Source organism: Nitrospirota bacterium (genome assembly GCA_016219645.1).
Classification (GTDB): domain Bacteria; phylum Nitrospirota; class Nitrospiria; order Nitrospirales; family Nitrospiraceae; genus Palsa-1315.
Window position 1 is genome coordinate 58,553 of record JACRLR010000020.1, and the last position, 22,273, is coordinate 80,825.

Annotated in this window: 23 protein-coding genes; 18 read left to right on the forward strand and 5 right to left on the reverse strand. The window is 55.2% G+C overall.

The genetic code is table 11. The annotated features are described in order from the left end of the window. Positions 1–71 precede the first annotated feature (71 nt). Positions 72–620 (reverse strand): hypothetical protein, encoded by a 549-nt coding sequence (locus HZB34_09490; protein MBI5316192.1) that lies wholly within the window; start codon positions 618–620, stop codon positions 72–74. A 180-nt stretch (positions 621–800) separates the two neighbouring features. Between HZB34_09490 and HZB34_09495 the strand changes: the two genes are divergently transcribed. The 4 genes from HZB34_09495 (at position 801) to HZB34_09510 (ending at position 6,096) form a co-directional block, all read left to right on the forward strand. After that, positions 801–1,934, forward strand: coding sequence for a citrate synthase (locus HZB34_09495; GenBank protein ID MBI5316193.1), 1,134 nt, complete (start codon positions 801–803; stop codon positions 1,932–1,934). Between the two features lie 318 nt (positions 1,935–2,252). Beyond that, positions 2,253–2,702, forward strand: coding sequence for an Hsp20/alpha crystallin family protein (locus tag HZB34_09500; protein ID MBI5316194.1), 450 nt, complete (start codon positions 2,253–2,255; stop codon positions 2,700–2,702). Between the two features lie 353 nt (positions 2,703–3,055). Then, positions 3,056–4,504 (forward strand): class II fumarate hydratase, encoded by a 1,449-nt coding sequence (locus HZB34_09505; GenBank protein ID MBI5316195.1) that lies wholly within the window; start codon positions 3,056–3,058, stop codon positions 4,502–4,504. 233 nt (positions 4,505–4,737) lie between these two features. Then, complete coding sequence (locus HZB34_09510; GenBank protein ID MBI5316196.1) at positions 4,738–6,096, forward strand: FAD-dependent oxidoreductase; 1,359 nt, start codon at positions 4,738–4,740, stop codon at positions 6,094–6,096. Here HZB34_09510 and HZB34_09515 read toward each other — a convergent pair. Beyond that, positions 6,077–6,937: an NAD(+)/NADH kinase gene (locus HZB34_09515; protein ID MBI5316197.1), complete on the reverse strand. Its 861-nt coding sequence runs from the start codon at positions 6,935–6,937 to the stop codon at positions 6,077–6,079. The two genes, HZB34_09510 and HZB34_09515, sit on opposite strands and share 20 nt — an antisense overlap. Positions 6,938–7,238: 301 nt before the next feature. On the opposite strand from HZB34_09515, the gene HZB34_09520 reads away from it, so the two are divergent. Both HZB34_09520 and tsaD read left to right on the forward strand, forming a co-directional pair. Next, the gene (locus tag HZB34_09520) at positions 7,239–9,665 is read left to right on the forward strand and encodes an ATP-dependent Clp protease ATP-binding subunit (protein ID MBI5316198.1); all 2,427 of its coding nucleotides are present in this window, start codon (positions 7,239–7,241) and stop codon (positions 9,663–9,665) included. A gap of 149 nt (positions 9,666–9,814) precedes the next feature. Next, positions 9,815–10,855, forward strand: a complete 1,041-nt coding sequence (gene tsaD / locus HZB34_09525) for a tRNA (adenosine(37)-N6)-threonylcarbamoyltransferase complex transferase subunit TsaD (protein MBI5316199.1) — start codon at positions 9,815–9,817, stop codon at positions 10,853–10,855. Between the two features lie 15 nt (positions 10,856–10,870). On the opposite strand, the gene HZB34_09530 is transcribed toward tsaD, so the two are convergent. After that, on the reverse strand, positions 10,871–11,014 hold the full coding sequence (locus HZB34_09530) for a hypothetical protein (GenBank protein ID MBI5316200.1): 144 nt from the start codon (positions 11,012–11,014) through the stop codon (positions 10,871–10,873). A gap of 63 nt (positions 11,015–11,077) precedes the next feature. Between HZB34_09530 and hflX the strand changes: the two genes are divergently transcribed. From hflX to accC, 11 genes are all read left to right on the forward strand, one after another. Then, positions 11,078–12,652, forward strand: a complete 1,575-nt coding sequence (gene hflX, locus HZB34_09535; GenBank protein ID MBI5316201.1) for a GTPase HflX — start codon at positions 11,078–11,080, stop codon at positions 12,650–12,652. 33 nt (positions 12,653–12,685) lie between these two features. After that, the gene (gene nth / locus HZB34_09540) at positions 12,686–13,348 is read left to right on the forward strand and encodes an endonuclease III (GenBank protein ID MBI5316202.1); all 663 of its coding nucleotides are present in this window, start codon (positions 12,686–12,688) and stop codon (positions 13,346–13,348) included. Next, positions 13,345–14,223 carry a YicC family protein gene (locus tag HZB34_09545; protein ID MBI5316203.1) on the forward strand — a complete coding sequence of 293 codons (879 nt, stop codon included), beginning with the start codon at positions 13,345–13,347 and terminating at the stop codon, positions 14,221–14,223. Before nth ends, HZB34_09545 begins: the two co-directional genes overlap by 4 nt. A gap of 56 nt (positions 14,224–14,279) precedes the next feature. Next, positions 14,280–14,954: a guanylate kinase gene (gene gmk, locus HZB34_09550; protein MBI5316204.1), complete on the forward strand. Its 675-nt coding sequence runs from the start codon at positions 14,280–14,282 to the stop codon at positions 14,952–14,954. Then, on the forward strand, positions 14,951–15,307 hold the full coding sequence (locus HZB34_09555) for a DNA-directed RNA polymerase subunit omega (protein MBI5316205.1): 357 nt from the start codon (positions 14,951–14,953) through the stop codon (positions 15,305–15,307). The genes gmk and HZB34_09555 overlap by 4 nt, the downstream gene beginning before the upstream one ends. A 12-nt stretch (positions 15,308–15,319) precedes the next feature. After that, on the forward strand, positions 15,320–16,585 hold the full coding sequence (coaBC, locus tag HZB34_09560) for a bifunctional phosphopantothenoylcysteine decarboxylase/phosphopantothenate--cysteine ligase CoaBC (GenBank protein MBI5316206.1): 1,266 nt from the start codon (positions 15,320–15,322) through the stop codon (positions 16,583–16,585). 5 nt (positions 16,586–16,590) lie between these two features. Beyond that, positions 16,591–17,385 (forward strand): tetratricopeptide repeat protein, encoded by a 795-nt coding sequence (locus HZB34_09565; protein ID MBI5316207.1) that lies wholly within the window; start codon positions 16,591–16,593, stop codon positions 17,383–17,385. A 106-nt stretch (positions 17,386–17,491) separates the two neighbouring features. Continuing rightward, positions 17,492–18,043, forward strand: a complete 552-nt coding sequence (aroQ, locus tag HZB34_09570) for a type II 3-dehydroquinate dehydratase (protein MBI5316208.1) — start codon at positions 17,492–17,494, stop codon at positions 18,041–18,043. Then, positions 18,040–18,600 (forward strand): elongation factor P, encoded by a 561-nt coding sequence (gene efp, locus HZB34_09575; GenBank protein ID MBI5316209.1) that lies wholly within the window; start codon positions 18,040–18,042, stop codon positions 18,598–18,600. Before aroQ ends, efp begins: the two co-directional genes overlap by 4 nt. An 86-nt stretch (positions 18,601–18,686) precedes the next feature. Beyond that, positions 18,687–19,169, forward strand: a complete 483-nt coding sequence (gene accB / locus HZB34_09580) for an acetyl-CoA carboxylase biotin carboxyl carrier protein (protein MBI5316210.1) — start codon at positions 18,687–18,689, stop codon at positions 19,167–19,169. A 275-nt stretch (positions 19,170–19,444) separates the two neighbouring features. Next, the gene (gene accC / locus HZB34_09585) at positions 19,445–20,785 is read left to right on the forward strand and encodes an acetyl-CoA carboxylase biotin carboxylase subunit (protein MBI5316211.1); all 1,341 of its coding nucleotides are present in this window, start codon (positions 19,445–19,447) and stop codon (positions 20,783–20,785) included. A 9-nt stretch (positions 20,786–20,794) separates the two neighbouring features. On the opposite strand, the gene HZB34_09590 is transcribed toward accC, so the two are convergent. Together HZB34_09590 and HZB34_09595 are read right to left on the reverse strand one after the other, a co-directional pair. Next, the gene (locus HZB34_09590; protein MBI5316212.1) at positions 20,795–21,070 is read right to left on the reverse strand and encodes a hypothetical protein; all 276 of its coding nucleotides are present in this window, start codon (positions 21,068–21,070) and stop codon (positions 20,795–20,797) included. A 101-nt stretch (positions 21,071–21,171) separates the two neighbouring features. Further along, positions 21,172–21,375, reverse strand: a complete 204-nt coding sequence (locus HZB34_09595) for a DUF2934 domain-containing protein (protein ID MBI5316213.1) — start codon at positions 21,373–21,375, stop codon at positions 21,172–21,174. A gap of 279 nt (positions 21,376–21,654) precedes the next feature. On the opposite strand from HZB34_09595, the gene HZB34_09600 reads away from it, so the two are divergent. After that, positions 21,655–21,999: a hypothetical protein gene (locus HZB34_09600; GenBank protein ID MBI5316214.1), complete on the forward strand. Its 345-nt coding sequence runs from the start codon at positions 21,655–21,657 to the stop codon at positions 21,997–21,999. Positions 22,000–22,273 lie beyond the last annotated feature (274 nt).

The window sequence follows — 22,273 nt, forward strand, 5'->3', positions numbered from 1 at the left end:
GAATGAGAGAAGCCATTCGCACCAAACAAACGAAATAAACCAAAGAAACCAAACAAACCAAATCAACCAAACTAGTCTACCAGCGGCACGATCTCGATCGCTTTTTTGATCAAACAGTCACCGGCGAATGACTGCAAAGACATCGGCAGCATGCCGGCGTCGATCACGTGCACTGTGACGACCTGGAAGCCTTCAGCCGCTTTAAATCCGTGAAGCTTCATTGCGTGACAGATCTCGAGTTTTTTCCAGATTAGATTATTCAGTATCGTCTCCGACGCAAGCAGCTTCATATCCGACACTGCGTCATGTATGGAGACCTTTGCCGCTACCCGCGCCTTATCTTTTGGCGCCTCGCTCACGACCGCAAAGGCAAGAATTTCGCCGTCGGCCTGAACCGTGGATGCTGTCCCCAGCATCAGGAAACCGAACAGCAGCAGGAGGGGAGACGAGCGCGAAGTCATCTTTGTCTCGTTTATTTGGTTTGTTTGGTTCATTTCGTGCTTCGAATCGGACCAACTAAACAAACCACATGAACCAAACAAACATTTTTTGCCGTCTGCGGCTCTCAAGTCAGTATGCCAACCGATAGGGACCATTTCAAGATCCTCCGGCTTGTTCATTTGGTTCATTTGGTTCATTTAGTTTGTTTGGTTTGTTTCGTTTATTTGGTTAGCTGGTTCGTTTGGTTTCTTTCGTGCTTCGAACCAAACCAACTAAACAAACCACATGAACCAAATAAACCAGCTAGACGTGCAGCCCACGCTACATATATCCTGATAGACAGATGAAGGATACGGACCATGCCACATGATTTCATGCCGGGGCTCGCCGGCGTCCCTGCAGCCAAATCGTCGATCAGCGATGTGGACGGACAGCGAGGCGTATTGGAATATCGCGGCATCCGCGTCGAAGAACTTTGCCTGCGATCATCCTATCTTGAAACCGCCTATCTGTTGTTATTTGGACACCTTCCGACTCAACCGCAGTTTGCCAAATGGCACGAGGACGTCGTCCACCACCGTCGCATCAAGTTCAAGATTGTCGATTTGTTGAAATGCCTTCCGGAGCAGGGACATCCCATGGACGCCTTGCAAGCCGCCGTCGCCGCCTTGGGCATGTTTTACCCAGGCCGTCATGTCAAAGACGCCGACAACAACTACTGGTCAGCCGTCCGTCTCGTAGCCAAACTGCCGACCATCGTCGCGGCCTGGGCGCGGCTGCGGCACGGGGATGAGTATATTCCCCCGCGCGACGATCTTGGGTTTTCGGAAAACTTTCTCTACATGCTGACGGAAACAGAGCCGCTTGCCCTCTGGGGTAATATTTTTGACGACAGCTTGATTCTCCATGCCGAGCACACGATGAATGCCTCAACCTTCACCGGCATGATCACTGCCTCGACGTTGGCGGATCCCTACACGGTCGTCGCTTCCTCGATCGGCGCCTTGAAGGGGCCGCTGCATGGTGGAGCCAACGAAGAAGTCGTGCAGATGTTGAAGGAGATCGGAGAGCCGAAGCGCGTCCGCTCCTATCTCGAAGCACAGGTCCGCGCAAAAAAGAAGCTGATGGGCTTCGGCCACCGGGTCTACAAAGTCAAGGATCCTCGTGCGACGATTCTACAGGGCCTCTGCGAGCAGCTCTTCACGGAATGTGGCAGTTCGCCATTGTATGAGGTCGCCTTAGAGGTGGAGTTGGTTGCAGCAGAGTTACTGAAGGGGAAGGAGATCTATCCCAACGTCGATTTCTACTCCGGGATTGTCTACCAGAAGATGGGCATCGAGACCGATCTGTTCACACCGCTATTCGCGATGGCTCGAGTGTCCGGATGGCTGGCTCACTGGCTGGAGCAGCTTCACGAAAACAAACTGTTCCGGCCGGACCAAATCTATTCCGGTGAACATGGCAGGCGGTATGTACCCATCGAGCAACGGTAAGCAGGCTGCTGAAGGGGTCGAGGAAGGTTAAGGTTGAGGTTAAGGTTGAGCGAAGACCGGAATTGCCTCATTTCAGCCTCATCCTCTCTTCTCGCCTTCCCACTCAACCTCAGCCTCAACCTCAACCTTTCTTCCAGCCTCCAACCTCATACCTCCAACAATCCTCTCCTCCTCAACCTTAACCTCAACCTCAACCTTTCTTCTGCCCCCTTGACTCTGCCGCAGGCCGAATTATCTCTTCAATCAGACAGAGTACTCGGCGCGCGTCAGGAAGAGACAATCTAGCACATCATATTAATAATCAGAGGGAGGTCTACTATGACACTCGTACGGTGGGATCCGTTTCGGGAGCTTGAAGACGTGTCGGACCGCTTGAATCAGATGTTTCATCGCTCCACGCCGGCTCGGACGAACGGCAAGGAGACAATGGTCGTGGCTGATTGGGTACCCTCGGTAGATGTCAGCGAGACAGAGGGGGAGTATCAGATCAAGGCGGAGATCCCTGATGTGAAGAAAGAGGATGTGAAGGTGACACTCGAAGACGGCGTCCTCACGATCCAGGGTGAGCGGAAGCAGGAGAAGGAAGTGAAGGGCAAACGGTACCATCGGGTGGAGCGTTCGTATGGCCGCTTCGTCCGGAGCTTTACACTGCCCGATGTCATCGATGAGGAAAAAGTAAAGGCGGAATTCAAAGACGGGATTCTCAACCTTGCACTTCCCAAATCCGAGAAGGCAAAGCCGAAAGCGATCGAAGTCACAGTCGGCTAATCAACACATACCGAATCCAGTCTGAACAGAGGCCCGCTCCGGCGGGCCTCTTCCCCTCAAATTTGGTGAGTAGTAAGTGGTGAGTAGGTAGTGGGGTGACCGCGAGACTGGCCCCTCAACCTGTCTTCTCGCCTCCAACCTCTAACATTCATCTTCCCTGCTCAACCTCACCTCTTACCGGAAGGTTGAAGGTTAAGGTTGAGGTTAAGTGAAGAAAATACCAAACCTTGCGTCCGGAACCTAAGGCCTTCGCCTGCTCAACCTTAACCTCAACCTCAACCTATCTTTTCTGACCGGCCTGAGTTTATCATGACGCCCGCGGCGAGTAAGAACCCTTACCATGGAGTGCGCGCATGAAGAACAAGCAAACCGGTACAACGACGACGTCGGTTGGTGCTACCAGAGTTGAGCGGGACACAATGGGAGAGTTAGCCGTGCCGGCTGACGCCTATTATGGAGTGCAAACCGCCCGCGCGATCGAAAACTTTCCGATCAGTTCGTTGCGGTTTCCCCGATCCATGATCCGGGCGATGGGGCTGATCAAACGCGCTGCCGCAACCGTCAACCAGTCGCTGGGCCTTCTGGACAAGAAACAGGCGGATGCGATCAAACAGGCCGCGACAGAAGTGGTCAAGGGTACGCTCGATGCCGAGTTCCCCGTGGACATTTTCCAAACCGGCTCAGGCACCTCGACCAACATGAATACCAACGAGGTGATTTCCAACCGTGCGACCGAGTTGCTCGGTGGAGCCAGGGGCAGCAAGCTCGTACATCCGAACGATCACGTGAACCTCGGCCAATCCAGCAACGACGTAATTCCCACGGCGATTCATATTGCGTCCGGGGAAATGATGCAACAGCAGCTCATTCCGGCGCTGACGTTGTTACAGAAAGCGCTCGCGCGCAAAGCCAAGGAGTTCGACAAGGTCGTCAAGATCGGTCGCACTCACTTGCAAGATGCGACGCCAGTCCGATTGGGCCAGGAGTTTGGCGGGTACGCGCGTCAGATCGAATTAGGCATTCAACGCGTCAAACGAGCACAAGCGGCGCTCGGTGAAGTCGCACTCGGAGGAACCGCCGTCGGCACAGGACTCAATCGCCACCCGAAATTCCCTGCCAAGGTACTGGCTATCATCTCGAAAGAGACCGGCTGTACATTCATCGAAGCGAAGAACCACTTTGAAGCCCAGTCCACACAAGATTCATTGGTCGAAGCGAGCGGCGAGTTGAAGACGATCGCCGTGAGTCTCATGAAAATTGCCAACGACATTCGCTGGCTTGGCTCCGGCCCTCGCTGTGGACTGGGAGAGATCAACCTCCCGGAGACCCAGCCTGGCTCGTCGATCATGCCGGGCAAAGTCAACCCGGTGATCGCCGAGTCGGTGACGATGGTCTGTGCCCAGGTCATCGGCAACGATATGACCGTCACAGTGGGAGGGCAGGCGGCTAACTTCGAGCTGATCGTCATGCTGCCGGTGATGGCCTATAACCTCTTGCAGTCCATCGAGCTCCTCTCGACAGCCTCAACCAATTTCGCCGTCAAGTGCATCAACGGCATCAAGGCCAACGAGGAACGTTGCAAGAGCTTGATTGAAGAGAGTCTGGCCATGTGTACCGCCCTGGCGCCGGAGATCGGGTATGAAGCTGCCGCGAAACTGGCTAAGGAAGCATACAAATCCGGCAAGACCGTCCGCCAGATGGCAAAGGAGCAGAAAATCCTCTCAGAAAAACGTCTCACCGAACTACTCGACCCCTGGCGCATGACCGAGCCAGGCGGGCCTGTGGGAAGTGCGGGAGGATAGAAGGTAGACGGGGACGCCATGTTGGGCAGTACGCTGTACGGAACTGATCTGGCAAGCTTAGACCGATATTTCTTCCATTTCGCAGTAGCAGCACGGGCTAACCGATGAACGTCTTCACCGACTTCTCAGTTCTCGCCAATCAGCTTTGACAGCGCAAAATCCCCTATGCTAAAGTCCGCGGAACTGTTGGGGTTCTCGTCACTTCTCCGTTCACCTTTTCTAGGAACCAATACATGAGCAATACGAATTCGCATGTAATTCTTCTGGTCGGAGCCGGACCAGCCGGGATGGCAGTCGCGAGCACGTTGGCTAAGGCCGGCCATGAAATTATCATTCTGAACCGGGATATCAAATTCGGCGGATTAGCTGAATATGGGATTTTTCCCGCAAAACTGAAGCTCCGCGGCGGTCTCAAGAAGCAGTACTGGGAGTTGCTCAATAAACCGAACGTCCACTATTTCGGCAATGTCTCAATCGGCAACGGCAAAGACCTCACAGTCGACGAGGTCCGAAACCTTGGCGCCAGCGCGGTCGTGTTTTCGATCGGCGCGCAAGGGACCAAGGCCATCGGCGTAGAAGGGGATTCAGCCAAGGGAGTCTTTCACGCGAAAGACGTGGTCTACCATTTCAATCGCCTGCCCGGTTTCGGCGATCGCCCCTTTGAGATGGGCAAGCACGTGGCCATCATCGGGGCCGGCGATGTGATGGTTGATATTTCCCATTGGCTGGTTCGCTACAAGAAAATCGAACGGGTCACCGCGGTTGTGCGGCGCGGGCCGGCCGAGAGAAAGTACAATCCAAAGGAAATTCGTGCGGTCTGCGCCAACATGGATGTGGCAGGCATTACCACTGAAGTGGCGCGTATTAAGGATCGCCTTGCCGCGGTCGGACAGAATGCCGACGAGGTCTTGAAGGGACTGACGGACGAATTTATTAAATGTGAGCCGGCAGTCAGCAACACGAAAATGGGGTTCAAGTTTCTCGCTTCCCCCAAGCGCATCCTGGTCGACAGCAACAATCGCGTGCGCGGGTTGGAGATGGAGGAGAACAAGCTGGAGCCCAAGGGAAACGACACGGCCGCCGTCGGGCTGAAACAGTACTATGAATTCCCCTGCGACTCTGTGGTTTTTGCCGTCGGTGATAAAGTCGATGAAACCGTAGGACTCCCGTACAAGAGTGGCATGTTTGTCACGAATCCCACTAAGACCGGGAACGATCCGGATGATTCGCTCTTCCAAGCCTATGACGACACGACAGGCAAAATTCTTGACGGAGTGTTTCTCGCAGGCTGGGCTCGCAAAGCGAGCGAAGGATTAGTGGGTGTCGCCAAGCGGGACGGGGATTGGTGCGCAGAGGTCGTAAGCCGGTATCTGGCAACCAAGCAGCCTGGCAACCCCTCAAAGACCGTTCTCGATAATTTGAAGACGACCCTCAAAAATCGAAAGAGCCATCCGGTGGACGTGAAGCGTCTACGAGCCCTGGAAGCGGCGGAGAAGGCACATAAGAGTGAGGTCGATTGTATCGGAGAGTTTAAGTACGCCAGCAACCAGGAGATGATTGGGTTGATCGAGTCTACCTATCCCCCCATTTGAGCTTTTCTCTGAGTACGTCGTAGTAGTTGCTCTCCGGGAACCGGATCAATTTGGTCCGATGCTCCGAAGTCTGGATCACAACCGTATCTCCCTGCGTTATCGCTACTCCCACCTGTCCGTCGAGGGTCGCCATCGAGCCGTCATCTTTACTGGTCAGTGTAACCTCGATCTCGGCGTTGCTAGGCACGATCAATGGCCGATGTGTCAGGGTATGGGGGCAAATTGGCGTGAGGATCAATGACTGCACTGCCGGATCGATAATCGGACCTCCGGCTGAAAGCGAATAGGCGGTCGATCCCGTCGGGCTGCTGACAATCAATCCGTCGCCACGCAAGTTGGTCACGAACCGTCCCTGAATTGCAATCTTCAATCCAATCATACGGGCAACCGTGCCCTTGCTGATCACGACGTCGTTCAACACGATCCCTTGCGCGACCGTCTCTCCGCGCCGATGGATACGTGTCCGTAGCATGAGCCGTTCATCGAGGACAAAATCATTGGCAAATACCCGTTCGAGCGAGGGATAGAGATTCTCCGGCCTGACTTCCGTCAAGAAGCCCAGCCCACCCATGTTGACCCCCAGGATGGGAATACCTCGTTCCCCGGCAAGTCGCGCGGCATTGAGCATGGTCCCATCACCGCCTAAGACCAGAAGTACGTCCGCTTTGCTCGCCAGCAGATTTTCCTGCGAGCCCCCTTGTTCACCAAGGAGGTGCGCCGATGTCGTATCCATCATCACATCGATGCTTCGAGCCCGGAGCCACGTGACAACATTGTGCAATGTGTTCTTGACTTCTGAGAACTTCGGCTTAGTCAGAATCCCGATGCTCTTGCTTTTCATTGGCAAAACCCTGTCAGCGCGCTCGTGAAATGCCGATAAAAATCTTCGGGATTGTATCGGGGGGGGTCTTTTGAAGTCAACGAATCACCCGTATGAGTCATGACGGTTTTGCCGCGAGGCGAATACGCGGATGCGACATCCTTAGACCTTCGCAAAATACGCTTCACGTTTCACGAGGAACGCGTTCTGTGCGATTGTCGGGTAGCCTTGACACATAAAACCCTTCTAGTTAGAATTAGGCAGATTTTTGATAGGTTTGCGTGTATGGAACCCGTTATAGGCCCACCTAGAAGGAGGCAGGATGTTCGAGCGATTCACGGATAAGGGTCGGAAGATCATCATCCTTGCACGGGAAGAGGCAGAGCGTCATCAAAACGACTACCTCGGAACCGAGCATCTTGTCTTAGCCATTCTCCGTGAATCAGACGGGATTGCCCTGATGATCCTGAAAAAAATGGGGCTCTCCACTGAACAAATCCGTTTGGAAATTGAACGGAATTTGCCGGGAGGGGGCACGACGATGACTTTTGGGGAGATCCCCTTCAGCCCCCGGGTCAAGAAGGTCATTGAATACGGGGTCGAAGAAGCCCGTCTCCTCGGACACAATCATATCGGCAGCGAGCATCTTTTGTTGGGCCTCCTCCGGGAAGAGGAGGGGATCGGCGGGAAGATTCTCCGCAGCTTAGGCGCCAATCTCCTCACCGCCCGACAATTAACCGTGACATTCCTGCGCAAGTCCGCTCCGCGCGAGCGTGACCGAAAGAGCAATACCCCCGCGCTTGATGAGTTCGGTCGTGACCTGACACAGCTTGCCCAGGCAGGACAACTGGATCCCGTCATCGGCCGGGCCGACGAAATCGAGCGGGTGCTTCAGATCCTGAGCCGCCGTTCAAAAAACAACCCCGTTCTTATCGGGGAAGCCGGTGTCGGCAAGACCGCCATCGTCGAAGGTCTTGCCCAACGGATAGTCCAGTCCGAAGTGCCGGATAATCTTCTCTCACGGCGCGTGATTGCGCTCGACCTCGGTTCGTTGGTTGCTGGAACGAAATATCGTGGCCAGTTTGAGGAACGGCTGAAGGTCGTGATGAAGGAAATCACGCAGGCAGGAAATATCATCATCTTCATCGATGAGCTCCATACCCTGGTGGGAGCGGGGGCGGCAGAAGGATCGATCGATGCCTCGAACATGCTCAAGCCCGCGTTATCGCGCGGCGAAATTCAATGTATCGGCGCCACGACTCTCGATGAATACCGGAAGCATATTGAGAAAGATGGAGCCCTGAAGCGACGGTTCCAACCGATTCACGTTCAGCCGCCGAGCAACGATGAAACCGTCCTGATCATCCAAGGGCTTCGCGATCGTTATGAAGAACACCATGGTGTTGAAATCTCAGAAGAGGCCATCCTCGAAGCGGTCAAGTTGTCCGATCGGTACATTAGCGACCGTTTCCTCCCTGACAAGGCCATCGATTTGATCGATGAGACGGGGTCACGGGCAAAACTGCAGACGTACGCCCTGCCATCCGACCTGAAAGCGATGGAACAAGAGCTGAAAAAGGTCTCTCGCGAAAAGGAACTGGCCATCTCGATGCAGAACTTTGAGGAAGCCGTTCGCCATCGCGAGGAAGAAGAGCGGCTGCGCAAGCTCCTCGATGAGTCCAAACGAGAGTGGAAGAAGAACCAGGAAAAGAACAAGCCGACGATTGGAAAAGAGGATGTCGCCTATGTCGTCTCCAAGATGACGGGTATTCCGCTCTTCAAGCTCGAAGAGGAAGAATCCAACAAACTGCTCCGCATGGAGGAATTCCTCCATAAACGCGTCGTTGGACAGAACGAAGCGATCTCCGCTGTGGCCCGGGCCATCAGGCGATCACGCGCAGGGCTCAAGGAAGCACGAAAGCCTATCGGCTCCTTTATCTTCCTGGGACCGACCGGGGTAGGGAAAACCGAGCTGGCGAGGACGTTAGCCGAGTTCCTGTTCAACAGTGAGGACTCGCTTATCCGCATCGACATGTCGGAGTATCAGGAAAAGTTCACCAGTTCTCGACTATTCGGAGCCCCGCCCGGGTATGTGGGATATGAAGAAGGCGGCCAGTTGACCGAACGGGTCAGGCGCAGGCCCTATTCAGTGGTTCTGTTCGATGAGATCGAAAAGGCCCATCCCGATGTGTTCAATATCCTCTTACAAGTATTGGACGACGGAGTACTGACGGACAGTCTCGGACGAAAGGTCGACTTTAAGAATTGCGTCATCATCATGACCTCCAATATCGGGACCAAGATGATTCAGAAGGGTGTCTCGCTCGGATTCCAGAGCACGGAAGGCGATCAGGAGCGCCATAAGAAGGAAGAGGTGTTGGGAGAGTTGCGCCGCTCGTTCAGCCCGGAGTTCTTGAACCGCATTGACGAAGTGGTGGTCTTCCATCAACTCGACAAGACCCATCTCTATAGTATCCTCGACATTCTCTTGGCTGAACTCAACCTTCGTCTCCTCGAAAAAGGCGTGGAGATCGAAGTCGAGGATGACGTCAAGCAGTGGTTGATCAAAGAAGGCTATGAGCCGCTCTACGGAGCCAGACCGATGCGCCGGACGATTCAGCGGGCGATCGGCGATCCGCTCTCGGAGGAAATGATTAGGGGACGATTCAAGGAATGCCGGAAAATCCGTGTGGTGCTTCGCGACGGTGCTCCGGTATTTATCGAGCAGGAGGCGATGGCTGGCGTCTAATGGTCCAGCCCAACACCTGCCCGCGACGTAATCGCATAGAGTTCGACACAGCCCTTGTGGCGCCGGCAGGCCGCAAGGGCTGTGTCATTTCCAAACTCCGCACATAGCCATGGGATCTCCCCAGTCTGCCCTGCTGTGAACATTTGACCATGACAACCATTTCACCATCGACCTCAACCTGGATATCGGGACCAATCCTGGGTATCGAGACGTCCTGCGATGAGACAGCCGCAGCGGTGCTTGCTGCAGACGGCGCAGTTCTTTCGAATGTGATTACGTCGCAACACGATGTCCACCAGCGATTTGGCGGCGTCGTTCCCGAACTTGCCTCCCGCGCCCATATTGAATCGATTGAAGCGGTCTCCGCTGAGGCGATAGGACAGGCGGGTCTCGCATGGACGGAACTTACCGGGATAGCCGTCACCCAGGGACCGGGCCTAGCCGGGGCCCTTCTGGTCGGAGTCAGTTATGCAAAGGCTCTTGGCTATGCCTTGAACATTCCGGTCGTAGGTGTCAGCCATCTTGAAGGTCACATCGCTTCTGCCTGGTTGAAGGATCCAGCGTTTCCATTACCCAGCGTGGTACTGGTTGTCTCGGGTGGTCATACCCATCTCTATTACAAACAGGCTGATGGTCATTGCCGACTTCTGGGCGCTACCAGAGACGATGCGGCAGGGGAGGCCTTTGACAAGGGCGCTCAATTGCTCCAATTGGGATACCCGGGGGGGCCAGCGATCGATCGTTTAGCCAGGCAAGGAAATCCTGAAGCCATCGCCTTTCCGCGTTCCCATCTCAAGAAGGGGAGTCTTGATTTCAGTTTCAGTGGTTTAAAGACATCTTTGCTCTATACACTTCAAGTAATGTCTGAGCTATCTCGCGCGGAGCAAGCTGCCGATCTCGCAGCCAGCTACCAGGAGGCTATCGTCACAATTCTGGTTGAAAAAGCTTTTGCTGCCGTTCGATCAACCGGGGTTCATGCCTTGGCAGTCGTCGGAGGGGTATCCGCCAATTCCCGTTTTCGTACGTTGCTCGAGCAACGAGCCGCATCAGAATCCGTAGACTTGAGCCTGCCCCCCCTGGCTTATTGTACGGACAATGCTGCGATGATTGCGGCAGCCGGGAGGCATTCGCTTCAGGCAGGGCTCAGGGGCACACTGGAAATCGATGCGCACGTCTCACTATCTGGTTGATGAGGTCCATCAGGTCTATCTGATCTGTCTCGTATGTTTGGTCTGACGAAAACTAACCAGATGAACCAGACAGACTAGACAGACCAGACAGACCGAATAGACCAGATAGACCGGGCTTCCATCAACGATAAGGAAACGACGCCCATTCCAGACATCCATGGACAGGTCCTTGGTCTCCGAGCCGGCCAGCTCGCCATGCTTGAGCGGCTCTATCGTCGGCGCATGCCTGTGGATCAAGTCCTCTCACTTGAAGCGGCAAGAACCCTCGCACAGTTTACGCATGAGATACGCCGTCCCATCGGACTAGTCATTAACCGGCGTGGGGCAGTGCAGGATGTTCTGGTGGGCGCAGGCGCCGAACCTTCACCGACTATCCTGGCTGCCTACCGGGCAAGCCCGCGATCGTTGCGGGGCCTCAGACTGATCCGCTCACAGGTGAAGGAACAGGCAATCAGCCAAGAAGATCTCACCCTGCTGGGCCTCCTCCGGCTCGATATGATCGGAACCCTGGCAGTGACGCCCCAGGGCGAACCGGGGTTGCTTTCTCTCGCCCATCTCAATCCACCCAGCCCTCAGGGGCAGCTGTACACGGTGCTGAAGCCTACATTGACGCATCAATGCCCGGTGAGTTTCGAAACGTTCATCCATGAGCTGGAGGCAGACCTCCAACGGCAGGGTGGGTCGCACCGGATGGCTCAGGGCCAGACAGCCATACTCGTGAGCGCATCACCCAAGAGCAAGAACGAACAGGAAGAGCACCTCGCCGAATTGGCGGAACTGGCTTCTTCCGCAGATCTCACCGTGATTGACCGTTTAGTGCAACGCACACAGAGCGGCCATGCCAGATTTCAATTGGGCAGCGGCAAGCTTAAAGATGTGCTGGTGCAGGCCATGCAAAAGGGAGCAGATCTCTTGATCTTCGATCAAGATTTGGCTCCGGCGCAGGTGCGCGCGATTGCAGAGATCACCGACCTCACGGTCATCGACCGGACTCAGTTGATTCTCGATATTTTTGCGCAGCGGGCGCATAGCCGGGAGGGTAAGGTGCAGGTTGAATTAGCCCAACTTCGTTATCTGCTCCCCCGACTCTCCGGCCAGGGAACGAGTCTCTCACGCTTGGGCGGCGGTATCGGCAGCAGAGGTCCGGGAGAAACAAAGCTCGAAACGGATCGCCGCCGCATCAGAGAACGTATCGACCATCTGGAACGGGAGGTCGAGAGCTTTGCGCGCCATCAAGACCAACGGAGATCCCGCCGCACCCGGCAAGAATTCCCGATCCTGTCCATGGTGGGTTATACGAATGCCGGCAAGTCAACATTGCTCAATATACTGACGAAGAGTCAGGTGAGTACGGCTCCACGCGTCTTTGAGACACTCGACACGACAAGCCGCAGATTGCGCTTTCCCCAGGGCCGTGAGGTCATCCTCACCGATACGGTGGGGTTTATTCGCGATCTACCGAAAGATCTCCTTGCAGCCTTCCGGACGACATTGGGCGAACTGCGCGATGCCGACCTCCTTCTCCATGTCGTCGATGCCGGGACAAAAGATCTGGACGCCCATATCGCATCCGTCGACGCCGTGCTTCAAAGTCTCACGCTCGATCTGCTCCCACGGGTCCTGGTATTCAACAAATGTGACCAACTTCCGCCCGGGCAGGCGGAAATCCTCTGTCGGCGCTACGGTGCAATCGGGATTTCGTCTCTCCATCCTGAGACCTTGCCCCCGCTGATCCAGCATCTTGAAGAACGGTTGGCTGTGCTCGTCCCGTCCACCTCCCTTGCATCTCGCCCTTAACCGGTTGCACAATCACGCCATTTGGTACCAGCAATGACGACGAAAGCCCTATCATCACCCGATCATCAAAAACGCCTCCGGGAGATTGCCAAGGCGCTTCAACGTGCGATGAAAAACCCGAAGATGGAGCTCGACCATCGTTCTCCTTGGGAACTACTCGTCGCCACGATCCTCTCCGCCCAATGTACCGACCAGCGAGTCAATCAGGTGACTCCTGCACTCTTTCGGCAATATCGACAGCCGGCAGACCTCGCAGCGGCCAAGCTCCCTGAACTCGAAGCGATCATTCGTTCCACCGGTTTCTTTAAGAGTAAAGCGAAGCATCTTGTGGCCTGCGGCAAAACCGTTACCGAGTGCTTCGGTGAACAGGTCCCGCAGACGATGGATGAGTTGATCGCCTTACCGGGAGTCGGTAGGAAGACTGCCAACGTGATCCTCGGAAACGCCTTCGGCCAGCCTAGTATCGTTGTCGATACCCATGTGAAACGGGTGGCGAAACGGCTCGGCCTGACCCAATCGGACGATCCAGACCTGGTCGAGCAGGACCTGCAGCAACTCATACCGCGCCCCCAGTGGACAGCCTTTTCACAGCGCTTGTTGTTACATGGTCGCTATGTCTGCCTCGCCAGAAAACCTCAGTGCCGTACCTGTCCGATCTACCGGCACTGTACATGGAAGGAGAAAGGCTCCCAATGATTCGTAGCATGACCGGATTCGGCCGCCGACAAGCTCCCTGGCAAGACGGGTCCGTGACAGTTGAAATACGATCTGTCAACCATCGTTTTCTGGAGATCGGCTGCCGCCTTCCCCGACCGTTGAGTCACCTGGAAGACTCCTTCAAGAAGGCGATCCAACAACGCTGTGCCCGTGGGCGCATCGACATCACGGTGTCCCTTCAAGGCGGCAAAGGCCGAGCAGGAAGTGTCAACCTTGACCAAGCCCTCGCGAAACAGTACTATCAAGTCCTCCGCACCCTCAAGAACTCGCTGAAGCTGAGCGGTTCCATTGACCTTGCGCTCATATCCGGACTCCGTGACGTCGTATCGGTTTCGGATCAGCCAGCGGAAGATCCGAAGCTGGCCAAAGTTGTTCAACGGTTGGCCAGCCAGGCCCTGACTGACCTCGCTGCGATGCGGACAGGCGAAGGGAAGGTGTTGGCAGAGGACATGCGCGCGCGGATTGAAACGATCAGGAGATATAAGACTCTCGTTGCCGGGCGAAGCCCGTTGCTTGCCCAGGAGACGTATAACCGGATGAAGCTTCGGGTGGAGAAGCTGCTGGTATCGGAAATTCCCGACCTCCCGCGACTCTATCAAGAGTTGGCCGTGTATGCGGATCGAGGTGATATTACGGAAGAAATAGTCAGGCTGGACTCGCATATGATACAGTTTGAGCAGACGCTCAACAGCACAGAACCAGTCGGCAAAACCCTTGATTTCCTGCTCCAGGAAATTGGGCGCGAAGTCAATACGATCGGCTCAAAAGCCAACGATGCTGAGATCGCCGGTCAGGTAGTTCAGATGAAGGCCGAACTCGAACGTATCCGCGAACAGGTCCAAAACGTCGAATGAGCTCAAGCAGTACGACAAGTTCCACGGCGCCGGCAGCAGCCCACCCTGACTCCTCGGTGGATCGGCGGGGAATTCTCTTTATTATTTCCGCACCTTCTGGAACGGGAAAAACCACGCTCTGCAAACAGCTTGCAGCGAACCTCCCCGGATTGTGGCATTCAATCTCCTATACGACAAGGAAACCGCGGCCAGGGGAAAGGCATGGACGTGAATACTATTTCGTCGAAGAAGGCATATTTCGGGACATGATCGGCCGAAATGAATTCGTTGAATGGGCCCAGGTCTATGGACAACTCTATGGCACACCGCTGAAATCGTTGACCGAAAAAATCTCCCAAGGGATTGACGTATTACTGGAAATCGACGTCCAAGGGGCCATGCAGGTTAAGAAACGATTCGAGGATTCTGTGCCGATTTTTATTCTTCCTCCCTCCATGACCGTCCTCCGGTCGCGACTGCAAACCAGGGCATCCGATTCACCGGAAGAGATTCAACGGCGACTGCACAAAGTGAGAGAGGAGGTGTGGAGCTACCGGGAGTACGCCTACATCGTCCGAAACCATGACCTCGACCAGTCGCTTGGCGATCTCGAAAGTATCTTCAGATCGGAACGCTTGAAGACGAAACGATTGAACATGACCTGGCTCGAGAACAATTTCATTTTCGACGATGACCAGAAACCAGAAGATCGCAAGGATCTTCCCTTACCCAAAGGAGTACCGCTTCCATGATCGACATGTTGAGACTCTTGCCCCAATACACCGCAGAGGAGTTTGACTCACGGCATAGGCTGGCAATCGTTGCAGCCCAGCGGACGAAGCACATTTTACAGGGATCACGTCATGCCCCATCACGCTTCACCAAGGAGACAACCATCGCCCTGGACGAGGTTCTCCGGGGACAAGTCAAGTATCTCGTCGGTCAAGAAGCGCGGGATGCCACGAAGGAGTCGAAGCGCAGCAGAGAAGGTGAAATGGAGCGCGTCGCTTCTATGAGTGGAGACGATGCAAAGGAAATCAAGAAAGAACTGAGCGTGTATGTCGACGACACCCCTCCGACAGTGGTGAGTGAGAACGAGGAATAAAAGGAGGACAAGGTGGAAAGCTCCGGGCCCATAGGCCAGACGTTGGTCGGGAAGCGGATCGTGCTGGGCGTAACCGGCAGCATCGCAGCCTACAAGGCCGTCCTGCTGCTCAGGGCCTTGCTTCGTGAAGGGGCGAGCGTGCATGTCGTGATGACGCAATCTGCCGTGAAGTTTGTCACCCCCCTGACGTTTGAAGTGCTCTCCGGCCACCCGGTTTCGACAGATCTGTTTGCCGCACATCAGGAGATGAAACACCTATCATTACCCGAACAGGCAGACGCCATCGTCATTGCCCCGGCCACGGCCAATTGTCTTGCCAAGTCAGCGCTCGGGCTGGGCGACGACTTGCTGTCGACTATGCTCCTTACGGCACAATGCCCGTTGATTATGGCCCCGGCAATGGATGGAGGAATGTGGACCCATCCAACTGTCAGAGAGCATGTGGAGACCCTGCGTGCCAGGGGAACCGTCGTGGTGGATCCCACTATGGGATTGCTGGCTTCCGGACAAATCGGCCAAGGACGTTTGGCAGATGAAGGTGTGATTCTAGAGGCACTTCAGACAGCGCTGGCTCCACGACAAGATTGGCGGGGACAACGTATTCTGGTTTCGGCAGGTCCCACGCAAGAGCCCATTGATCCGGTTCGCTTCATCTCTAACCGGTCCTCCGGAAAGATGGGCTATGCCATCGCCGAAGCCGCTCAGGCAAGAGGAGCCCAGGTCATCCTCGTCACCGGCCCCACAGCCCTCCCATCTCCGAAAGGTGTCGAAGTTGTTTCAATCTCCACTGCTGAAGAAATGACGAACGCCCTGTCCACGCGTCTTGCATGGTCCACGGTGTTGATCATGGCAGCCGCCGTGGCGGATTTTCGCCCCAAACATCCTGTCTCGCATAAGATCACCAAACAAGGGCCCTCAGACCGAACGCTTGATCTCCAACGCACCACTGACATCCTAAGCTTGCTATCTGCCCAACGGACCACGCAGCTTATGGTCGGCTTTGCAGCGGAGACGACCGATTTGATCGCCCATGCAAAAGACAAACTGACAGCGAAAGGGCTCGACCTCATCGTTGCAAACGATGTCACGACCGCGGGGGCCGGATTCGGCAGCGATCAGAACGCCGCCACTTTAATCGACCGGCAGGGGAACACGACTGAACTCCCGTTGATGCCGAAACGAGCACTCGCGGATGCCATTCTGAGCCATGCACAAGCACTACTCCGCAGCAGAGAATCCGGTCTGAGCTCCCATGCGGCTAATATGGGAAGAGGCTAGCAGTTATGGCTCAAAATCCGATCACCACTGTCAATGCCATGGAACTCGATCGACTGGCTACCCAATTAGCCAAAGACCCCCATTCCAAAGCGTTCATGCCATTGGCCGAAGAGTATGGGAAGGTCGGCATGTGGCAGGAAGCCGCCGCCGTCCTCGAAGATGGTTTAAAACTGTACCCCGGCTTCATCACGGCCATGGTCGCGCTGGGACGTGCCTACGATCACCTGGGTCAGGTCACGAAAGCTAAGGCGATTCTAGAAGAATCCGTCAAGTTGAGCCCGGAAAACCTGCGCGCGCATCGGACCCTGATCAAGATTTATCAGAGCGAGGGACTCAACGAGTCGGCGCTGCAATCCTGTGCCGTCATTCTGGCAGCCAATCCACGTGATGAGGAAGCTCGTTCGATTCAATCAGCATTAGGTGGGCCTCTGAGAGAACACAAGGGACCGGCAACGCTGAAGCCGCCGGCTCCGGCCACGAGCAACCTCTCGACCCAGCAGGCTGCCCGATCGCCCGTTGCTGACGAGATCACAGCTTCCGCCATCCAAACTCCTTCCACCATGACAGATCCAGCGGTCGGAGCAACGGAACTGGGTGCGAGCGCGCTCCCCGAACAGGATCAGGCAAAGGAACCGGCCGCGGTGCCTGAACTGGATCTTCACTCCCTCGACAGGGCAGGGACTCCCCCTCCTTCGCCTCACGCTGATGTCGTGGCTCAGCTTGAAGCCTGGCTTCGCGCCATCGAGTCACGTCGTCACGATCGAGACGACACGCCCCCATCGGACCCCAAGTTTTCCTGACTTCTTCATACGTTTGACCGGTCTGAGGCAGACTGCTACAATGCCGCTCTGCTGGACTCTCTCGCGAGAAATCATCCTCATGTATCCAGCCTATGAATAGACTGACATGCTACGAATACTGGTCTTACACGGTCCGAATCTGAATCTCCTCGGGACCAGGGAACAATCAATTTACGGCACCCTGTCCCTCGAAGTTCTGAACAGGGCTATCACAAAACTGGCGAAGGAGTTGCCTGTTGAGGTGAAGCAGTGTCAGTCAAATAGCGAGGGGGAGCTGGTTACCTGGATTCAAGAAGCTCGGACGAGATACGACGGAATTATCATTAACCCGGCCGCTTATACCCACACGAGCGTCGCAATCCGTGATGCGATCGCGGCTGTCGGTCTGCCGACAGTGGAAGTGCATCTTTCCAATATCCATCAGCGGGAAAAATTCCGTCATCGGTCGTTTATTGCAGGAGTCGCTCTTGGGCAGGTCACCGGCCTGGGCCCAACCGGGTATCTCCTTGCGCTCCGTGGGCTACATGACCATTTAATCGCATCCAGACTCCAAAAAATGGCGCCCCCGCCGGTAGCTTCGCAGCGGAGGGCCAAAGGGACAAGACCCTCGCGGAGCCGATTCAATGACCGAACAGAGTCTGAAGGGAGTATCGAGTGATTTCCACAACCGATTTTCGCGGTGGCGTGCGCCTGATGGTTGATAACCAGCCGTACTATATCGTCGAGTTTCAGCATGTCAAACCAGGCAAGGGTGGGGCATTCGTGCGGACGAAGCTGAAGAGCTACCTTTCAGGCAATGTATTGGATCGGACCTTCCGCTCCGGAGAGCGGTTCGAGGAACCGAATCTCGAAGAGCGGACCATGCAATTCCTGTATGCGACCGGCGACGCCTACACCTTTATGGACACAGAAACCTTCGAACAGCTGACGTTCGACAAGGGCAAGCTCGGACAAAACGCAGACCTCTTGAAAGAAAACATGATCGTGAAGATCCTTGTGTACGAGCATCGCCCAATCGACGTCGAACTACCCAACTTTATCGAACTGAAAGTCAGCGATACTGAACCAGGATTTCGCGGAGACACAGCCACAGGCGGCACGAAGCTCGCAACCGTTGAAACCGGAGCCACGATCAAGGTCCCCCTCTACCTGGAAAGCGGGACTGTCATTCGGATCGATACCCGTACGAGAGAGTATGTGGAGCGTGTTCGGTGAGCACTCCAAAGTCGAGTAAGTCGAAGAAGGGCAGAGCTCCGGCTATCCTGCCCCAGGCTTTGACTGAACCACCGAGTGGGCAGGGCATACGCCCCTTGTCAGGGGAACAGACTAGGCATATCCAAGAACTGATCGATCTGCTCAAGAAGAACAATCTGACCGAACTGGAGCTGGAACGCGAAGGCCTCAGGATCCGTGTGCGCAACGAAGTGGGGGTCAAGGCTGTTACAGCCAATGTCCTCGACCAAGCCACGCCAGGCCCGGCAGCGGCATCGCAACCGTCCGCCACAATCAATACACAGGCCGAAGTTACGCCCGGCATGATTACCGTTCCATCACCGATCGTCGGAACGTTCTACCGCTCCCCCTCGCCCGATGCTGATCCCTATGTTGAAGAAGGCGATTACGTGAAGAAGGGGCAGGTCCTCTGCATTGTCGAAGCAATGAAGTTGATGAATGAAATCGAGTCGGAGGTCAATGGGCGGGTCACGAAAATTTTGGCCGAAAGCACCAAGCCGGTGGAATATGGCCAGGCGCTCTTCCTTATTGATTCGACAGCCACGCCTTAGCAGGCTGCAGAAAAACTCAGTCTATACGTAACAGCACCGCTGAAACCTCACAGAATGGCGCTGATGTTACAATAGCTCAGGATGCTCAAAAAGACCGTCCAGCAAGGCCGCAGCGAGTGAAGAAGGCTTAGGGCGAGGTTACGGTTAAGCGTCGAGCCGATTCTGGCTTGCTCAACCTTAACCTCAACCTTAACCTTCCGATAACGCCGGCGAACTTTTTCAGCATCCTGTTAGGAGCCCGTCCCTCTTCCTGTGATCCACATCGGAGTATCTGCGTGTTCAAGAAAGTCTTGGTAGCCAATCGCGGGGAGATCGCGTTTCGGATCATTCGAGCCTGTAAGGAACTCGGCATTAAGACCGTGGCGATCTTTTCCGAAGCCGACGCAGCAAGCGTCCATGTCCGGGCCGCTGACGAGAAGGTCTGTGTCGGACCTTCAGATGCCGCCCTCAGCTACCGGAATATTCCTAATGTCCTGAGCGCCGCCGAGATCACTGGAGCGGATGCCATCCATCCCGGCTATGGGTTCCTCTCAGAAAACGCCCACTTCGCCGAAGTCTGCGAGTCCATTGGCATTAAATTCATTGGCCCCACGTCCGAACACATCGCACTCCTGGGCGACAAAGCCAAAGCACGAGAAATTGTTGCCCACCGGGGCCTCCCTGTCACACCTGGCAGCCCCGGTGAGTTGAAAAGTGAACAGGGAGCCCTCGACGCAGCCGGGAAGATCGGTTACCCCGTCATTATCAAAGCCTCAGCCGGTGGGGGAGGCCGCGGCATGCGCGTGGTCAATAAGGCTGAGGATCTTGCGCGTGCGTTTCAAGCCGCACAGGCTGAGGCAAAGACTACATTCGGCAACGACGCTGTCTACCTCGAACGGTATTTTCTCGAGCCCCGCCATATTGAAGTGCAAATTGCCGCCGACCATCGTGGGCATGTGGTGCATTTCGGTGAACGCGACTGTTCAATTCAACGGCGACATCAAAAGTTGGTTGAAGAAACCCCCTCGCCAGCCGTCGACGAAAAACTTCGCCGGGAAATCTGCCGCGTCGCGATCGAAGCCGTCAAGGCCGTGCACTACAGGAATGTCGGCACTGTCGAATTTTTACTCGACAAGGATCGCAACTTCTTTTTCATGGAGGTCAATACCCGCATCCAAGTCGAGCATGCCATCACGGAAATGGTGACCGGTCTTGACCTCATCAAGGAGCAAATCAGGCTTGCTGATGGGCAATCCCTTTCCGTCAAGCAGCAAGACATCAAGCTGAATGGACATAGCCTAGAATGCCGCATCAATGCCGAAGACCCTGAAAAGTTCACTCCTTCCCCAGGGATGATCACCCGATATAACGCGCCGGGCGGATTCGGTGTGCGCGTTGACTCGGCCATGGAATCGAACATGATGGTCGCCCCGTTCTACGATTCGTTGATCGCCAAAGTGATTACCCATGGAAGGGATCGGCAGGAATCCATCGCTCGCATGCGCCGCGCCCTCGACGAATTTGCAATCGAGGGTATCAAGACAACGATCCCACTGCACAAACGCATTCTCGCCGACCCCGATTTCCAAAAAGGGCATGTCTCGACGACGTTCCTTGAGCGGTTCCTAGCCGGTTAGGACTCTATTCTACTGCTTCTGTTTCCCTGCCTCTTGAGATGACGATTTCCCCGAACCCTGCTCTGTGATCTTCTTGAATGCGCTCCCAATCGCAGATCCCATCTTGGGAATCTCTTTCTCTATGTTCTGAGCCGCACTCTTGATTCCTCTCCCGAGGTCGTCCACCGTGATGCCTTTACTCCCTTCGGTGTTCTGTCTGTCGGCAGAACTCGACGGAACCGTCGTGATTGCTTCGATAAACCCGATCACGAATAGTGCCGCAATGATCATGACCATCCGGTGCATAACAGCCCCCCGCCTGTGCTCCAAACTATTGGAGAGAAGAGATGCTCATTGCAGAAGGATTGCAGAAAAGCGAACGATCGGTCAGAGAGACAGCAGGTAACTCATGAGCAAGTCTCATTCATCTCTTTGCGGACCAGTTCCTCAGCTTTCAGCCAGTCTTCCACGTCGCGTTCCACCTGTCGCCCACGCCGCTCATAGAGTTCATAGGCTTTTTTCGCAATCCGCTCTCTCACCTCATCCGAATACTTCTGCATGGATTCAGGTTCATGTGCCACACGCTCGACGCCGGGACTTTTCGTCTTCATGGACATCACTCCATAGGACGACTGAGTCTTCATCCTAGGAACAAGGAAGCAACCTGTCAAGCTGCATAGACTTGTGCACCGACCTTGCATCCTCGATCTCAGCACACCTACAATAGATGGTTCTGCGAGGCCCCTATGCCCTTCACAGTTGGTCTCTTCTTTCGCTTCCTTGCCCCATGTTCTAGGGCTTCGACTGCAGGTTCATCCCTAACACTGTCACAGGTGTACTTGCTGGGCTTCTGTGTATGGATCACGATCCTGATCCCGAATGGCGGGCCAGTGCATGCTGGATGGGAGTTGGCGAGTGGCAACGACGCGTCGAAACTGACCGTGTATGTCGACCGAGACACTATTCAACGCAGCGGGAAACTGGTGAAGATGTGGCAATTGTTCGACTATCAGACAGTCCAAACTGTCGCAGGCGATTCGCTGCTCTCTTACCAGCGGTACAACGAATACGACTGCGCAGGAGAGCGTACGCGTGTGCTTGCTTATACCTGGTTTTCGAGCAATATGGGGCGCGGGCGGGTGGTGTATAAAACCACAGAAGCACAACTGTGGGCATCGATTGTCCCACGAAGCATCGATCACACTCTCTGGAAAGTGGCCTGCAGTAAACAGTGAGAGGGAGTGGCCAGGTGCCCTTTTTGCTCGCAGAACGCGCACGCTCAGAAGGTGCTCGTTCGATGCGCGCAGTGAAGGGCAGCCTGGCCACTCCCTCCAAAAATGGTATGGGAAGTAGAAGCGCAAGAAGAGGGCGGGCACCCTGTCCTTCACTGCGCGCCTCGAGCAACCATCACCCATTCAATTGATCCCTCCAAGCTTGCTCGTTTCTCTCTCAGGGATGGGGGCTGATGGATCTTCTACTGCGCGCGTCCAACGAGGCCCTCTTAATTCT

What these genes read in the sequence shown, in the direction of transcription:
- HZB34_09490 (MBI5316192.1), bottom strand. Translation starts at nt 620, where the DNA reads ATGAACAAGCCGGAGGATCTTGAAATGGTCCCTATCGGTTGGCATACT.
- HZB34_09495 (MBI5316193.1), top strand. Translation starts at nt 801, where the DNA reads ATGCCACATGATTTCATGCCGGGGCTCGCCGGCGTCCCTGCAGCCAAA.
- HZB34_09500 (MBI5316194.1), top strand. Translation starts at nt 2,253, where the DNA reads ATGACACTCGTACGGTGGGATCCGTTTCGGGAGCTTGAAGACGTGTCG.
- HZB34_09505 (MBI5316195.1), top strand. Translation starts at nt 3,056, where the DNA reads ATGAAGAACAAGCAAACCGGTACAACGACGACGTCGGTTGGTGCTACC.
- HZB34_09510 (MBI5316196.1), top strand. Translation starts at nt 4,738, where the DNA reads ATGAGCAATACGAATTCGCATGTAATTCTTCTGGTCGGAGCCGGACCA.
- HZB34_09515 (MBI5316197.1), bottom strand. Translation starts at nt 6,937, where the DNA reads ATGAAAAGCAAGAGCATCGGGATTCTGACTAAGCCGAAGTTCTCAGAA.
- HZB34_09520 (MBI5316198.1), top strand. Translation starts at nt 7,239, where the DNA reads ATGTTCGAGCGATTCACGGATAAGGGTCGGAAGATCATCATCCTTGCA.
- tsaD (MBI5316199.1), top strand. Translation starts at nt 9,815, where the DNA reads ATGACAACCATTTCACCATCGACCTCAACCTGGATATCGGGACCAATC.
- HZB34_09530 (MBI5316200.1), bottom strand. Translation starts at nt 11,014, where the DNA reads ATGGATGTCTGGAATGGGCGTCGTTTCCTTATCGTTGATGGAAGCCCG.
- hflX (MBI5316201.1), top strand. Translation starts at nt 11,078, where the DNA reads ATGCCTGTGGATCAAGTCCTCTCACTTGAAGCGGCAAGAACCCTCGCA.
- nth (MBI5316202.1), top strand. Translation starts at nt 12,686, where the DNA reads ATGACGACGAAAGCCCTATCATCACCCGATCATCAAAAACGCCTCCGG.
- HZB34_09545 (MBI5316203.1), top strand. Translation starts at nt 13,345, where the DNA reads ATGATTCGTAGCATGACCGGATTCGGCCGCCGACAAGCTCCCTGGCAA.
- HZB34_09555 (MBI5316205.1), top strand. Translation starts at nt 14,951, where the DNA reads ATGATCGACATGTTGAGACTCTTGCCCCAATACACCGCAGAGGAGTTT.
- HZB34_09565 (MBI5316207.1), top strand. Translation starts at nt 16,591, where the DNA reads ATGGCTCAAAATCCGATCACCACTGTCAATGCCATGGAACTCGATCGA.
- aroQ (MBI5316208.1), top strand. Translation starts at nt 17,492, where the DNA reads ATGCTACGAATACTGGTCTTACACGGTCCGAATCTGAATCTCCTCGGG.
- HZB34_09590 (MBI5316212.1), bottom strand. Translation starts at nt 21,070, where the DNA reads ATGCACCGGATGGTCATGATCATTGCGGCACTATTCGTGATCGGGTTT.
- HZB34_09595 (MBI5316213.1), bottom strand. Translation starts at nt 21,375, where the DNA reads ATGAAGACGAAAAGTCCCGGCGTCGAGCGTGTGGCACATGAACCTGAA.